This window comes from Raineyella sp. W15-4 (assembly GCF_033170155.1).
GTDB lineage: Bacteria > Actinomycetota > Actinomycetes > Propionibacteriales > Propionibacteriaceae > Raineyella.
Window position 1 is genome coordinate 406,209 of sequence record NZ_CP137079.1, and the last position, 12,858, is coordinate 419,066.

Consider the following 12,858-nt stretch of genomic DNA (forward strand, 5'->3'; position numbering starts at 1 on the left):
CCGGTCCGGTCCACCCGCCTCATGTTCGGAGGCGGGTGGTGCCCTGGTTGGTGACGAGGAAGTGCTGGCCGCGCGGGGTCTGCCAGTGCCACTGCCCGGGCCGGGGCTGGGTGAGCTGATAGCCGCCGTGGGTCCGGGCCCGATGCGCGGTCCGGCCCAACGGACCCAGGTTGGGGATCGCGGTCGGCCCGCCCCGCGCCCACGGGATCGTGTGGTCCGCGTCGGCCTGCCGGGCAGAGAGACTGCCGTAGGGCACGACCTCTACCGGCTGGGCGGCCAGCAACTGTTCCCGCATCCGATCAGGCACCTCGTAGGCGTCGACCGGGACCGAGTCGGCGTGGTCGATGACCCGGGTGAGGCGGACCCGGCAGCCGGCGAGCAACTGCCCCAGGGCGGTCCGGGCCAGCGGGCCGCGCCCTTCCACCCGGGCCACGTCCGCCTCCGGGGTGGTGTGGACATACAGGTGCACGACCGGAGTCTGGCCGGGATGCCGGCCACGGGCCAGCAGGCCCAGCGCACGGGCCCGGCGATTGTCCAGGTCCGACTCGTCGCCGCCGGCGGCGAGGTCGGCGGCCATCGCCGCGAGGGTCTGGTCGAGCTGAGTGGCGTCGGCGGCATCCAACACCCCGAACACGTCGCACGCCCCACCCGTTCCCTGACGGGGATACAGGTCGAGACGACGCCGGTGCCGGGCCCGTTCCTGCCGGTCGGCGGTGGCCGGATCGGCGGCGGCGATCTCCCCGTCCAGCAATCGCTGCGCGCGAGCCCAGGACAGACCGGGGATGCGGTCCCCGATCCGATCATCGATCCACACGGCCGCGACCGCCGACAGCGGGTGACAGCGTCTGGCGACCTGGACCGCCCGCCAGACGGGGAGGCGGCCGTGAACCATCTGGTTCCACAGCTTGGGGTGGCGCCATTTCAGATCCAGCGCGTCGGAGATCACCAGCCTCGCCCGGTCCGGCGCGATCCCGAGCGCGCCGCCGACCTCCAGGTGCAGGAACTCCGGCACCGCCGGGGCTCCTTCACCTCCCAGGGGGACAAGCTGTTCGCGGTCGACCGGTGCGGTGGCTTCGACGAGGTCGGCGACCAGGGCCAGGCGGCGGATCTCGGCGAACCGGGCCAGGGCCTCGATTTCGGCGAGTTGGTCGAGATGGTCCGCGGGGTCTTCGGGCAGGCCGTAGCCGGCGGTCACCGCGACCGGATCACCCCCGTCACCCTCGGGATGATCCGGGTCGGCGAGCGTCACCATCAGCCCATCGGCGAGCAGGGACGCACCGTCGGCAACCGGCCGGGCCGGCGGGCGCCGGAACAGGCCGGGTCCGTCGGGCAGGCCCGGCAGCGGTGGTGTGGTCTCCTCGTTCATGCCTCCAAGGTAGAGGAGGCCTCTGACACTCAATCGGACATCTGACCGCATCCGGTCGGATGTCCGACCCCCGGTCTACTGTCGATGCCATGCCGTCCTACCGCGTCGCCCTGCAGGTCACCGAGGTCCGCGCCGGGCATTGCCCGGGCGAGGTGTTGACGACGGCCGCCGCGGCCGCCGGGCGGCTGGCTCACCTGGACAAGCCCGACCTGGTGATGGAGGACGGGCTGCCCTGGGTGGTGGTCCGGTTCAGCATCGACCCGACCGGCCGGGCCGAGGAGGACGACCGGGCCGGGTCGATCGCCGATGAGGTGGCACGGGCGGTCGGCGCGGTCGCCGAGGTCCAGCGCACCCGGGTCAGCCGACGGGTGAGAGGAGAGTGGCTGATCGTCGCGCGCTGATTGTGTTTCACTGGGACATGTCCGCAAAACTGCTCAACGACCCGTCCGATGTCGTGCAGGAGGCCCTCGAGGGCCTGGTCCTGGTGCAGCCGGGGCTGGGTCTGTTGGAGGACCGTACGACCGTCATCCGCGCCGACCGGCGCACCGACGGTCCGGGGGACCGGTCGGTCCCGGTGGCCGTGATCACCGGGGGCGGCGGCGGACACGACCCGTCGGATGCCGGATTCGTCGGTCGTGGGATGCTGACCGCGGCGGTCACCGGCGGCATCTTCTCCTCGCCCGGAGCCGACGCCGTCCACCAGGCGATCCGTGCGGTCACCGGCGCGGCGGGCTGCCTGCTGGTGGTGAAGAACTACACCGGCGACCGACTCAACTTCCAGCTCGGGGCCGAACTCGCCCGCGCCGACGGCTACCGGGTGGCGGCGGTCTTCGTCGCCGACGACGTCGCCCTGGCCGAGACCGAGGACCACGCCGGTCGCCGAGGACTCGCCGGCACCGTCCTGGTCGAGAAGGTCGCCGGCGCGCTGGCCGAGCAGGGCCGTCCGCTGGAGGAGGTGCGGTCCCTCGCCCAGGCGGTCGCCGACCGGCTCGGCACCGTCAACGCCGGGCTGTCCGCCTGCACCGTGCCGGGGCTGCCGTCGCCCAGCTTCGAGCTGCGTGCCGACGAGGTCGAGCTCGGGCTCGGCATCCACGGCGAGCCGGGCGTCCGCCGGATCCGGGCGACCGATGCGGACAAGCTGATCCACATCATGCTGTCCCGGATCGCGACCGAGCGGGGCATCCGGGCCGGCGCCCGGGTGGTGGCCCTGGTCGGTGGCGCCGGCGCCACCCCGCCGATCGAGCTGTCCATCGCCACCCGGGCGGTGGTCCGGGAACTGGAGCTGCGACGGATCGAGGTGACCCGGCTCTACCGCGGGGAGGTGATGACCAGCCTGGACATGGCCGGGGTCTCGGTCACCCTACTGGCGCTGGAGGAGCACGCCGAACAGGTGCTGGCGGCCTTCGACGCGCCGACCGCGGCGCTCGCCTGGCCGGGCCGCGGGGTCGACACACCACCCACCCTGGTCACCGTCGCGGTGCCGATGCCGGCGGCGGGCGAGGGCGACCTCGGCACGCCCGACGCCGGGATCCGGGCCGCCCTCGACGTCGCCTGCCAGGCCGTCCTCGACAGCGAGACCGAACTGACCCGGCTCGACCAGCAGGTCGGCGACGGCGACCTCGGCCAGGCGCTGGCCCGCGGGGCGTACGGCTGGTTCGACGACCCGGTCGAGGGGGACGCGAACCACCTGCTGCGGCACCTGTCCGCCATCGTCCGGCGGGAGGTCGGCGGCAGCTCCGGCGCGCTGTACGCGATGGGACTGCTGCGGGCCGCCGAGGCGCTCGAGCGGGGCGCCGACTGGGGTGGCGCGCTCGCCGCGGCGGTCGCGGGCATCGCCGACCTGGGGGCTGCGGCGCCCGGGGACGGCACCATGCTCGACGCCCTCGCCCCGGCCGCCGAGGTTTGGGACGAGGGGCCGGACGCGGTGGTCGAAGCGGCCCGTCGGGGGGCCGCGGCGACGGTCGGGGCGGTGGCCCGGCGGGGCCGGGCCAGCTACCTCGGGGAGCGCGCCCAGGGCTATCCCGACCCGGGCGCGGTCGCCGTCGTCCGGTGGCTGGAGGCCGTCGCCGGTTTCCGGCCGAGAGGCATCTGACAAGGGCGTACGCCGGGGCCCGGTGCCGTACGGGGTGTACGGGATCGTACGGATCTGTCGCCGGGGGTGGCGCCGGCCGGGGCCGGCGGGGAGGATCAGAGTGTCATCGCTTCTGGGGGGAAGCGATGACATGTTCTTCCGGACGAGACCCGGATCGGGACGAGACCCGGATCGGGACGAGACCCGGATCGGAGCGGCCCGGATGACGAGGGCCCCGGACACCGCCGTGGCGGTCCGGGGCCCTGTCGCTCGGTCAGCGCCGAGCGGAGCGGTTCAGGCCGGGTGGATCAGCGCTGGTCCATCGGGACGACCTCGCGCTTGTCGTGGCCGATGTAGATCTGGCGCGGACGAGAGATCCGGGCCTTGGGGTCGGCGTTGTGCTCCCGCCACTGGGCGATCCAGCCGGGCAGCCGGCCGACCGCGAACAGCGCAGTGAACATCTCGACCGGGAAGCCCATCGCCTCGTAGATCAGGCCGGAGTAGAAGTCGACGTTGGGGTAGAGCTTGCGCGACACGAAGTAGTCGTCGGCCAGCGCGGTCTCCTCCAGCTCCTTGGCGATCGACAGCAGCTCCTTGTCGCCGTTCGGCGAGGTGTTGAGGATCTCGTCGGCGTAGCGCTTGATGATCGCGGCGCGCGGGTCGAAGTTCTTGTAGACCCGGTGGCCGAAGCCCATCAGCTTGATGCCGGCCTTCTTGTCCTTGACCTGCTGCAGGTAGTCCTTGGGCTGGATGCCGGACCGGCGGATGGCCTCCAGCATCTCCAGCACGGCCTGGTTGGCGCCGCCGTGCAGCGGGCCGGACAGGGCGTTCACGCCGGAGGCGACGGAGACGTACATGTTGGCCTGCGAGGAGCCGACCATCCGTACGGTCGAGGTGGAGCAGTTCTGCTCGTGGTCGGCGTGCAGCAGCAGCAGCACGTCCAGGCCGCGGGTGACCGCCTCGTCGAACTGGTAGTCCTCGGCCGGGGTGCCGAACGCCATCCGGATGAAGTTCTCCACGTACGACAGGTCGTACTTCGGGTAGAGGAAGGGCTCGCCCTTCGAGTTCTTGTACGCGTACGCCGCCAGGGTCGGCACCTGGGCGAGCAGCTTGCGGGTGGCGATCTCCACGTCCTCGGCGCCGAGCCCGACATGATTGCGGTTGAAGGTCGACAGCGCACAGATGCCGGCCGAGAGGACCGGCATCGGGTGCGAACGACGGGGGAAGCAACGGAACAGGTCGCGCATCCGCTCGTCGAGGAACATGTTGTGGACGAGCTCGTCCTCGAACTTCTCCAGCTGCTCACGGGTGGGCAGCTCGCCGTAGAGCACCAGCCACATCACCTCCACGAAGGTGCACTGCTCGGCCAGCTGCTCGATCGGGTAGCCGCGGTAGCGGAGGATGCCCTCCTCGCCATTGATGAAGGTGATCTCCGACCGGCACGAGGCGGTGTTGCCGAAGGCCTCGTCCAGGGTGACGTTCCCGGTCCGGGCACGCAGTTTGCTGATGTCGTACCCGTTGTCGCCGTTCACGGCCGGCACGAACGGAAGCTCGATCTGCTGGCCGTCACCCGCGGTGAGAACTGGTGTGGTCATCCATTACTCCCTTGTAGTCATTGCTGCCCACCGTGGACCCTAGCAAAGCGGCCCCGACCTCGTGGGTCGATCGACGGACGGCACTTTGAGCCGACGCGCCAGAGGGGGGCGCCGGCGATGGAGGACGTGCACCGATGCGCCGCTCCCACACTTCTCCTGGCCACCGGTGTCGATTGCCGCCATTCTGCCGCCGTGCCGTCCACGATGTGTGTGGCCGTTCCATAATGTGAGGACTTCCACGTGGCTAGGCTGGGGGCCATGACCGTGAGCCAGCCAGCCTGGGTCGACTACGCCGTGTGGTGGCACTGCTACCCCCTCGGGTTCACCGGGGCCGAGCGTACGTCGGTCGCCGGCGATGCCGTCCACCATCGCCTGAACCACCTGATCGGATGGCTGGACTACCTGGTCTCCATCGGCTGCAACGGTCTGCTGCTGGGGCCGGTCTTCGCCTCCGTCTCGCACGGCTACGACACCGTCGACCACTATCGGGTGGACCCGCGGCTGGGGGACGAGGGGGACCTGCGCCGGCTGGTCGACGAGGCCCACCGGCGCGGCATCCGGGTGGTCCTGGACGGTGTCTTCAACCACCTGGCGCGGACCCATCCGATCGTCGTCCGGGCCGAGGCGGCCGGCCCCGGCACCCCGGACGGGTCCTGGGTGCGCTGGGTCGACGGCTACGTCCGCTGCTTCGAGGGCAACCTCGACCTGCCGGAGCTGGACCTGTCCACCCCGGCCGTTCGCGACTACGTCGTCGGCGTGATGGAGCACTGGCTGCGGTTCGGCATCGACGGGTGGCGGCTGGACGCGGCGTACGCCCCGGGGCCGGAGGCCTGGGCGCCGATCACTGCGCGGGTGCGGGCCGACTTCCCGGAGGCCTGGCTGGTCGGCGAGGTGATCCACGGCGACCTGCCCGACTTCGTCCGCCGCTCCGGGGTGCACAGCGTCACCCAGTACGAGCTGTGGAAGGCGATCTGGTCCTCGCTCAACGACGCGAACTTCTGGGAGCTGGCCCACGCACTGGAACGGCACCGGGACTTCCTGCGGACCTTCGTCCCGCAGACCTTCATCGGCAACCACGACGTGTCCCGGATCCGCAGCACCCTGAACGACGACCGCCACCTCGGCCATGCCATGGTGCTGCTCTGCGTGCTGCCCGGCATCCCGTCGATCTACTACGGCGACGAGCAGGGGTTTGTGGGGATCAAGGAGGACCGGCCGGGCGGTGACGACCAGATCCGGCCGGCGATGCCGCCGCTGCCGGAGAACCTCTCCCTGCTGGGACGTCCGATCCTGGCCCGGCAGCAGGCGCTGATCGGGGTGCGGCGCCGCCATCCCTGGCTGGTCCGGGCCGACGTCGAGGTGATCGCGGTGACCAACGAGACGATCGTCCTGGGCTGCACCAGCGGGTCGGGCGAGGGCCGTCAGGAGATCGCGGTCGCGCTCAACGTCGACGACGGGCCCCGGCCGATGCCGGGCGGCACGGTGATCGCCCACAGCGGTGAGGACCTGCTGGAGATCGAGCCGCACGGCTGGGCGGTGCTGGAACGCTGACCGGCGGGAGCCGGTCAGGGCTGGAACGCTGGCCGCCGGCCGGTGCTGACCGCCGGGTGCGGCGGGGTCAGCCGCCGATCGCCCGGCGCTGCACCAGTTCGCCGCGGGCGAACGCGCCGATCTGCCGGGTGGCGACACCGTCGAAGACCGCGCCGATCCCGCCGCCGATGATCGGGATCCGCTTGGTGGCGAGCACCCCGACGGACTTGCCGCCGTGGGTGGTGAGCAGGGCGGTGACGACCTTCTCCGACACCACCTCGTAGAGGGCCGGGTTCGCCACCGGAGCGGTGGCGACCAGCAGCGGGGTCCCGGGCAGCTTGCCCTTCCCGACCAGGCGGGAGACCTCCTCGCCGCCCATCAGGCACATCAGGATCGCGGTCCGCACCCGGGTGTCCTCGATGTCGTAGCCGCGCAGGTGCGCGATCGCCGCGACCATCCGGGTCTGCAGCACGGCCAGTCCGACCAGATTGATCGGCAGGCTGATCGCGGTGACCACCAGGCCACCGACATTGCTGAGGAACCCCGAGGTGGAGGCCAGCGCGATGTGCGAGGTGATCACCGCGTCGATCGCCTCGTCAGGGCGTGGGTGCTTCTGCAGGTGCTTGGCGGCCACCGACTTCGCGCCCGGCAGCGAGGTCGAGCCGTCGATGGCGAGATCGAGGATGCGGCGCAGGGTCGAACCGGCCGCCACCCGGGCCGCGTTGCGGGACACCTCGCCGGAGGTGCCGGTCTGCTCGTCCACCATGGGGCCAGCGTACGTCGTGGCGGGCCGCCGGCCGGTCCGGGAAGTCACCCATCGTCACCGTAGCCCGATAATGGCTGCATGGCCCGCCCCTATCTCGACCCTGCCCCGCTGCCGGGACCGGGGCAGTGGGTCGGCCAGGACCTCGTCGCGCTGACCCTCGGGATGGACGCCCCGTTGGTGATGCGCGCCTACGTCAACGCGATGTTCCCGATGCCGGTGGACGACTGGATCGGCTGGTTCTCCCCGGTGCGGCGCGGGATCCTCCCGCTGGACGCGCTCCGGGTGCCCCGGTCGCTGCGGAAGAGCGCCCGGCATTACCAGGTGACCGTCGACCGGGACTTCGACGCCGTGCTCGCCGCCTGCGCCGGCCAGGACCGCGACGGCGGCTGGATCGACCCCGACGTGGTGGCGATCTACACCGAGCTGCACCGGGCCGGCCGGGCGCACTCGGTGGAGACCCGGACGCCGGACGGCCGGCTGGTCGGCGGCCTCTACGGGGTCGGCTACGGCGGGCTGTTCGCCGGCGAGTCGATGTTCCACGACCCGCAGGCCGGCCGGGACGCCTCCAAGGTGGCCCTGATGGGTCTGGTGGCGATGCTGCGGGCCGGCGGTCGGCCCGAGCAGCGGCTGCTCGACGTGCAGTGGCGCACCGACCACCTGGCCACCCTCGGGGTGACCGAGATCTCCCGGGAGGACTACCTGGTCCGGCTGCGTCGAGCCGTGGAACTGCCGCAGCCCGCCTGGGTGATGCCGCCCGACTGGCGGACCGGGTGCCTGCCCACGGCTAGCCTGGGCCAGTGATGCGTACGTCCTGGTTGCCGCCGGCCGGACTGACCTGGCGGAACAGCCCGCGGGTCGGCCTGGGGCTGATCCTGCTCGCCACGGTGCTGACCGTGGCGATCGGCGCGCTCGGCCCGTCGGCGGTGACGCTGACCCTGGGCCCGCGGACGTCCCTGCTGCCGCCGTACTACCTGCCGTCCGGGCTGATCCCCGTCCCGGGGGAGTGGGTGGTCTCCGGGGTGTTGTTCGCCGCGGTGATCATCGGCGGCGTCGGTCTGTCGATCGCGGTCCGGGCGCTCCGTGACGGCTGGACACCCAAGGTCTGGCGGGTGTTCACCTTCGGCGTGGTGCTCAACCTGGCGACGTTGACGGTGCCACCGCTGACCTCCGCGGACGTGCTGATGTACGCGGCCTACGGCCGGCTGCAGGCCCTCGGGATGAATCCGTACGACATCACCCCGGCGGCGGTGTTCCGCAGCCAGTTCGACCCGGTGCTGCGGTGGACCGAACGGCCCTGGCAGGACACCCCCAGCGTGTATGGGCCGATCATGACCTGGGTGCAGCTGCTGGCCAACCGGTTCGGCGGGGTCAACATGCACGACATCGTCTTCTGGTTGCAGCTGTCCGCGTTCGTCCCGTTCCTGGTCACCAGCGCGGTGGTGGTCTGGCTCGCCCACGGCGACGAGCAGCTCAAGGGCCGGGCCGCACTGCTCACCATCGCCAACCCGCTGCTGATCTGGGCGATCACCGCCGGCGCGCACAACGAGGGCTGGTCGGTGATGTTCGCCATGCTCGGCATCATGCTGATGCGCCGGACCTCGGTCGGGGCCGGGGTGATGATCGGCCTGGCCGGCGCCTGCAAGCTCAGCATCGGCCTGTACGGGGTGGCGATGGTGTGGGGCTACCGGCGCCAACCGCGCAAGCTGGCCGGGCTGGTGGCCGGCACCGCACTGTCGATGGGGCTGCTCTACGGGCTGTTCGCGCCCGGGGCACTGTTCGCCGCGCTGCGCAACACCGCCTACGTCTCGGTCGGGTCGTGGGCCCAGCCGTTCTACACCGTGCTGACCTATTACCTCACCGTCCCGGCGGCGACCGGGGTGCTCAATCTCTTCTCCGTCGCCGGCACCGCGATCGTCGCCTGGATGCTGTCCCGGGTGCTGCCCTGGCATCCGATCGCCGGCACCCCCGAGGGGGTGGCGCCCGACCGGGACCCGATCACCGTCGCGGTCCGCACCGCCCTGCTGCTGTCGGTCGGCTGGCTCACCACCTCGCTCTACACCCTGTCCTGGTACGACCTGATCGCCTGGGCACCGCTGGTGCTGATCGGCCCCAGCTGGCTCGACGGGCTGTTCATCTGGCGCGGGGTCTTCCTCTCGCTGTCCTACATCCCCGGCCGCGGCTTGGACTACGGGGAGAGCCTCAGCGCGGTCGCCGCACGGATCCGGGACACCTTCTCCCCGGCCGTCCAGTGGGCGGTGCTCGCCGTGATCGCCTGGTGGTGGCACCAGGACGCGCTGCGCCGCCGGGCGGACCGGACCGGCCCGGCCCCGACGCTGCGGGAACGCTGGTGCGGTGCGCTGGCCACCGTCGGCTCCTATCGGGACGCGCTCGTGCACCGGGGCCGACCGCCGTTAGGCTGACCGGGTGCCTCCTCTGACCTACGGATATTTCGGCCCGGCCGGGACCTTCACCCACCAGGCGCTGCTGCTGATCGCCGCCGACGAGGATGTGCTGACCCCGTTCCGGTCCGTGGTCGCCGCGCTGGACGCGGTCCGTGCCGGGGAGATCGACGCCGCCTTCGTCCCGATCGAGAACTCCCTGGAGGGCGGGGTCAGCGCCACCCTGGACTACCTGGCCGACGACTCGCAGCCGCTGATGATCCGCCGGGAGGTGCTGCTGCCGGTGGAGTTCGCGCTGTGCGTACGCCCCGGCACCGCGCTCGGCGACGTACGCGCCGTGCTCACCCACCCGCACGCCGCCGCGCAGACCCGGCTGTGGGTGGCCCGGCACCTGCCCCGCGCCGTCGTCACCGAGGGCCCCTCGACGGCCGGGGCGGCGGTCGAGGTGGCCGACCCGGATTCCCCCCACGACGCGGCGATCTGTGCCCGGGTGGCGGGGGAGATGAACGGTCTGGAGATCCTCGCCGACGGCATCGCCGACAACGAGGACGCGGTGACCCGGTTCGTCGTCGTCACCCGGCCGGCCACCCCGTCGCCGGCGACCGGCGCCGACAAGACCACCCTGGTCGCCTACATGCGGGTCGACCGGTCGGGGTCGCTGCTCGGCATCCTGGAACAGATCGCCGGACACGGGGTGAACATGACCCGGATCGAGTCCCGGCCGACCAAACAGGCGCTGGGCAGCTACTGCTTCTCGATCGACGCGGAGGGTCACATCGACGACCCGCGGATGCAGGAGACGCTCACCGGGCTGCACCGGGTGTGCGCCAAGGTGACCTTCCTCGGCTCCTACCCGCGGGCGGACCGGCAGGCGCCGATCCTCGACGAGGGGCAGACCAACGAGGCGTACGCCGCCGCCCGGCAGTGGCTGGACGGGCTGCGCCACCCGGGCGGCGAGAGCCGCGGCCGCCCGGGACAGCGGTAGGCTGCGGCCATGTCGAGGACCTTCCGGGTGGCCGCCGCGGCCGCGGTGGCCGGCACGGTGCTCACCGGTGGCACGCTGCTGGCTGGGTGCGCCGCAGGGACGACACCGGTGACCCCGGCGACGCCCACCCCGACGGCGGTCGCACCCGGTGGCACCCTGCAGCGCCCGCTCTACTCACTGGTGGTCCCGCAGGGCTGGACGGATCTCGGGTCGTCCGACACCTCCGGCCAGATCGACGCCTACCTCGCCAGGGACGGGCTGAGCTCCGGGGTGTCGTTCAGCGTCTACCTCGACGCCAGCGGCCGGACCCGCGAGACCCTGGTGCAACAGGCCAAGGCGGCGATGCCGGGAGCCACCGACGCCCCGGCGGTGACCGTGGGCGGCAAGCAACTGACCGGGCTGCAGGCCGAGGCCGAGGGCCTGGTGCTGCACCAGTACTACGTCGAGACCGGCGGCACGCTGGTGGCGCTGAACTGGTCCTGGCCCAAGGACGACCAGACCGCCCCCGCCGACGTCCAGCGGATCCTCGACAGCCTCACCTGGGCACCCTGAGCACCAGTGCCCCCGGCACCACCTCGGCGGTGAGCCGGGTGCAGGTGCCCTGCGGGTCGCCGTCCAGCTCGTAGCGGTCCGGGTGGTCCACGACGATCTCGACGCTCCGCCCGGTCAGCCGGCGCAGCCGCTCGTCGGTGCGGTCGCCGCGGGTCAGCACCCGGGTGAAGACGCTCAGCCAGTCGCGGATCCCGCGCGGGGAGGCGACCACCAGGTCGAGCAGCCCGTCGTCGGCGCGGGCGTCCGGCATCAGCTGGATGCCGCCCTGGAGCAGGCCGACGTTGCCGATCAGCACCAGATGGGCCCGGGTGCGCAGCGCCGGCTCCCCGTCCAGCGAGATCCGGGTGTCCAGCGCCGGGTGGTTGGCGTGCCGGGCGGCCGACAGCACGTACGCCCCGTTGCCGATCGCCCGCTTCAGCTCCGTGGCGGCCTCCCCGACGATCGCCGCGTCGATGCCGATCCCGGCCATCACGCAGAAGTGGTCCGGTTCGCCGTCGTCGGCCTGCATCCGGATCAGGTCGATGGTCCGGTCCTCGCCCTCGAAGGCAGTCTCCAGGGCCCGGACCTCGTCGAGCGGGATCGCCAGGTTGCGGGCGAGCAGGTTGCCGGTGCCCGCCGGGACGACGGCCAGCGGGATGCCGGTGCCCGCCAGGCCGGCCGCGATCACCCGTACGGTCCCGTCGCCGCCGGCACCGATCACCAGGTCGACCCCCTTGCGGACCGCGATCGCCGTCATCTCGATCCCGGGATCGTCCTCGGTGGTCGGCAGCCAGATCGCCCGCCGCCAGCCGCGGCCGGTGAGCTCGAACTCGACATGGCGGACGAAGGTGGGCACGTCGAGCACCTTCGTCGGGTTGTAGATCACCGCCGCCCGGGGCTGCTCCTCGGTCTCCGTGGTCCCGGCGTCCCGATCGGTGGGGGCCGGGTCGGCGTGCACGTGCACCCGGGTCAGCAGCAGCGCCCAGCCGGCCGACAACGCCCCCCACAGGGCGCCGCCGACGATGTCGGAGAACCAGTGCGCGCCCAGGCCCCACCGGTCCAGGCCGTAGAACAGCACCAGCACCGCGCCGCCGACCCACCAGCCGCGGGTGGTGGCGTGCGACTGCCGGGTGGTCATCATCGTCGCGGTGATCATCACCACCGCCGTCATCACGGCGGCCAGGTGCGCGGACGGGTAGCCCCAGCCGCTCACCCCGAGGATGTCGGGGGCGGTGGCCGGGCGCGGCATCCGCAGCACCACCTTCGCGACCTCGACGCCGGCCCAGGACAGCGCGACGGCGAGCAGGATCGCCCAGGTGAGCTCCCGCAGCCGACGCCGGTAGGCCCACCAGGCCAGCACCGCCAGGCCGGTGTAGAGCACCACCGGGGCGCCGACCACGCCGATCGAGGCCAGCACCTGGAACGGGCCGCCGGCGCGGTCCAGCGGCGGGTCGAGCAGCAGCGCCCGGTCGAGCGGGCCGAGCAGCCCGGACGCCGCCGCTGCGGTCCACACCACGTACGCCAGCAGCAGCGCCGGCGGCAGCCACCGGCGAAGATGGCGGGGAAGGGGCCGGGACATGGAACGATCCTAGGCGTCCCCGCCGCCGCGGAGGGC

Annotated in this window: 11 protein-coding genes; 7 read left to right on the forward strand and 4 right to left on the reverse strand. The window is 72.3% G+C overall.

What is annotated here, in order from left to right; genetic code table 11:
* Positions 1-19: 19 nt before the first annotated feature.
* On the reverse strand, positions 20-1,366 hold the full coding sequence (locus R0145_RS01800) for an HNH endonuclease signature motif containing protein (RefSeq protein ID WP_317838731.1): 1,347 nt from the start codon (positions 1,364-1,366) through the stop codon (positions 20-22).
* 89 nt (positions 1,367-1,455) lie between these two features.
* Here R0145_RS01800 and R0145_RS01805 point away from each other — a divergent pair, with 89 nt between their 5' ends.
* Entirely contained in the window at positions 1,456-1,767 is a 312-nt protein-coding gene (locus tag R0145_RS01805; protein ID WP_317838732.1) for a hypothetical protein, read from the forward strand.
* A gap of 17 nt (positions 1,768-1,784) precedes the next feature.
* The gene (locus R0145_RS01810; RefSeq protein WP_317838733.1) at positions 1,785-3,458 is read left to right on the forward strand and encodes a dihydroxyacetone kinase family protein; all 1,674 of its coding nucleotides are present in this window, start codon (positions 1,785-1,787) and stop codon (positions 3,456-3,458) included.
* A gap of 287 nt (positions 3,459-3,745) precedes the next feature.
* On the opposite strand, the gene R0145_RS01815 is transcribed toward R0145_RS01810, so the two are convergent.
* On the reverse strand, positions 3,746-5,032 hold the full coding sequence (locus R0145_RS01815) for a citrate synthase (protein WP_317838734.1): 1,287 nt from the start codon (positions 5,030-5,032) through the stop codon (positions 3,746-3,748).
* A 258-nt stretch (positions 5,033-5,290) separates the two neighbouring features.
* Here R0145_RS01815 and R0145_RS01820 point away from each other — a divergent pair, with 258 nt between their 5' ends.
* Positions 5,291-6,583 (forward strand): alpha-amylase family protein, encoded by a 1,293-nt coding sequence (locus tag R0145_RS01820; protein WP_317838735.1) that lies wholly within the window; start codon positions 5,291-5,293, stop codon positions 6,581-6,583.
* A gap of 67 nt (positions 6,584-6,650) precedes the next feature.
* On the opposite strand, the gene R0145_RS01825 is transcribed toward R0145_RS01820, so the two are convergent.
* Positions 6,651-7,328 carry an EcsC family protein gene (locus tag R0145_RS01825; RefSeq protein WP_317838736.1) on the reverse strand — a complete coding sequence of 226 codons (678 nt, stop codon included), beginning with the start codon at positions 7,326-7,328 and terminating at the stop codon, positions 6,651-6,653.
* Between the two features lie 78 nt (positions 7,329-7,406).
* Between R0145_RS01825 and aat the strand changes: the two genes are divergently transcribed.
* From aat to R0145_RS01845, 4 genes are read left to right on the forward strand one after another with little or no spacing between them, the layout of a single operon-like run.
* Complete coding sequence (gene aat, locus R0145_RS01830; protein ID WP_317838737.1) at positions 7,407-8,129, forward strand: leucyl/phenylalanyl-tRNA--protein transferase; 723 nt, start codon at positions 7,407-7,409, stop codon at positions 8,127-8,129.
* On the forward strand, positions 8,129-9,748 hold the full coding sequence (locus R0145_RS01835; RefSeq protein ID WP_411742090.1) for a hypothetical protein: 1,620 nt from the start codon (positions 8,129-8,131) through the stop codon (positions 9,746-9,748). The genes aat and R0145_RS01835 overlap by 1 nt, the downstream gene beginning before the upstream one ends.
* Positions 9,749-9,752: 4 nt before the next feature.
* Positions 9,753-10,712: a prephenate dehydratase gene (pheA, locus tag R0145_RS01840; protein WP_317838739.1), complete on the forward strand. Its 960-nt coding sequence runs from the start codon at positions 9,753-9,755 to the stop codon at positions 10,710-10,712.
* A gap of 9 nt (positions 10,713-10,721) precedes the next feature.
* The gene (locus R0145_RS01845) at positions 10,722-11,264 is read left to right on the forward strand and encodes a hypothetical protein (RefSeq protein WP_317838740.1); all 543 of its coding nucleotides are present in this window, start codon (positions 10,722-10,724) and stop codon (positions 11,262-11,264) included.
* Here R0145_RS01845 and R0145_RS01850 read toward each other — a convergent pair.
* Positions 11,248-12,822 carry a diacylglycerol kinase family protein gene (locus tag R0145_RS01850; protein WP_317838741.1) on the reverse strand — a complete coding sequence of 525 codons (1,575 nt, stop codon included), beginning with the start codon at positions 12,820-12,822 and terminating at the stop codon, positions 11,248-11,250. The two genes, R0145_RS01845 and R0145_RS01850, sit on opposite strands and share 17 nt — an antisense overlap.
* Positions 12,823-12,858 lie beyond the last annotated feature (36 nt).

Excerpts from the sequence above, each read along its gene's own strand:
- R0145_RS01835 (WP_411742090.1), top strand. The coding sequence starts at position 8,129 with ATGCGTACGTCCTGGTTGCCGCCGGCCGGACTGACCTGGCGGAACAGC.
- R0145_RS01850 (WP_317838741.1), bottom strand. The coding sequence starts at position 12,822 with ATGTCCCGGCCCCTTCCCCGCCATCTTCGCCGGTGGCTGCCGCCGGCG.
- R0145_RS01825 (WP_317838736.1), bottom strand. The coding sequence starts at position 7,328 with ATGGTGGACGAGCAGACCGGCACCTCCGGCGAGGTGTCCCGCAACGCG.
- R0145_RS01800 (WP_317838731.1), bottom strand. The coding sequence starts at position 1,366 with ATGAACGAGGAGACCACACCACCGCTGCCGGGCCTGCCCGACGGACCC.
- R0145_RS01820 (WP_317838735.1), top strand. The coding sequence starts at position 5,291 with ATGACCGTGAGCCAGCCAGCCTGGGTCGACTACGCCGTGTGGTGGCAC.
- R0145_RS01845 (WP_317838740.1), top strand. The coding sequence starts at position 10,722 with ATGTCGAGGACCTTCCGGGTGGCCGCCGCGGCCGCGGTGGCCGGCACG.
- R0145_RS01815 (WP_317838734.1), bottom strand. The coding sequence starts at position 5,032 with ATGACCACACCAGTTCTCACCGCGGGTGACGGCCAGCAGATCGAGCTT.
- R0145_RS01805 (WP_317838732.1), top strand. The coding sequence starts at position 1,456 with ATGCCGTCCTACCGCGTCGCCCTGCAGGTCACCGAGGTCCGCGCCGGG.
- aat (WP_317838737.1), top strand. The coding sequence starts at position 7,407 with ATGGCCCGCCCCTATCTCGACCCTGCCCCGCTGCCGGGACCGGGGCAG.
- R0145_RS01810 (WP_317838733.1), top strand. The coding sequence starts at position 1,785 with ATGTCCGCAAAACTGCTCAACGACCCGTCCGATGTCGTGCAGGAGGCC.